Raw genomic sequence first — 1,235 nt, 5'->3', positions numbered from 1 at the left:
GTGATAGGAAAAAAAATTAGAGAACTGAGAAAAAATGCAGGTTTAAGCAGGAGGGAACTTGCACATTTAATCGAATCAAGTGAGACAGCTCTGGTCAATGTCGAAAACGGAATAGAAAATTTTGGAGAAGAATGTATCACAAAGATTGCGAAAGTATTGAACATCGACCCCATGATCCTGTTCAAGATCAAAAAGAATCATGTCAAAGCAAAACCTGAAAATATTCAGATTGGAAAAAATATTAAAAAACTTAGAAAAAAATGGGGCATGACACAGGAAGACCTTGCTGAAAAGCTTGGCTATAAAAGCTCGGGAGCAATCTGCACAATTGAAAAAGGGACCAGGGGTATCAGCAGAACACAGCTTTTTAAGCTCTGCGATATTTTTAAAGTGGATATCATGGAGATCACCCAGCCTGTCATTGAGCGTGATCAGTTGATGGATGATTTTCTATTTCTCTATTACACAGATAGAAAGTCCGAATTATTCAGAATAATTTCAAATCTTATCCATATTGCTGCGGAAAAGAAAAGATCATGAGGATATTCCTACATGGTCAGACTCATCAAATTAAACGTATATGGCGAATTATCAGAACAATTGAAGATATGAAAATTATCTCAAACCAATTAAACAAAGGATATTCAAAATGAAAAGCGGAATTTATGGAATCATCGATTCAACAACCAGAAAAATTGTCTATATTGGACGGTCTGCAAATATTGACAGCAGAATAAACACTCACCGGCACTTATGGAAAGAATCCACAATGAAAGCTTTACAGCACGGGCTTATTCCAGAACCAATCAACCAGAGTGCTGAGGTCTGCTTTGCCTTTCTATCTTTATCGGGAAGACAACTTGAGTATATTGTGCTCGAAGAGATAAGCGATGCAGATGAAATGGAGAATGCAGAGGACAAATGGGCAGATATACTCATTGACTGCGGACATCCTCTCTGCAACGGCAAATCAGACAGTCTCAATGTAGGCTCCTGTTATAAGGCTATAGTTCAACAGGACTATTTTATTGAAGGCAACAGTGTAAAGACAAATCAATATAACAGACTGGAACATCCTGCTGTCTGGGAAGAGAAACAAAAAGAGTTTGGTGCATGGGTCAGGGGCAAATGTATCACCTATATTGCCGAAATATCCATGATTCGCAATAATAACCCGACATTGTATCAAAAAATCATCAACGGTGAAATCACAACCAGGGATGCCCTTAGTGCTA

General features: G+C 38.1%; 2 protein-coding genes. Both read left to right on the top strand.

What is annotated here, in order from left to right:
• On the top strand, positions 1-540 hold a 540-nt coding region (locus MTBBW1_RS26925), incomplete at its 5' end, for a helix-turn-helix domain-containing protein (RefSeq protein ID WP_186441750.1).
• 109 nt (positions 541-649) lie between these two features.
• Positions 650-1,235 (top strand): GIY-YIG nuclease family protein (locus MTBBW1_RS26920; RefSeq protein WP_139786933.1); only part of this gene is annotated, 586 nt, incomplete at its 3' end.

Source organism: Desulfamplus magnetovallimortis, from assembly GCF_900170035.1.
Taxonomy (GTDB): Bacteria; Desulfobacterota; Desulfobacteria; order Desulfobacterales; family Desulfobacteraceae; genus Desulfamplus; species Desulfamplus magnetovallimortis.
This window is presented reverse-complemented; position numbering and strand designations above follow the sequence as displayed.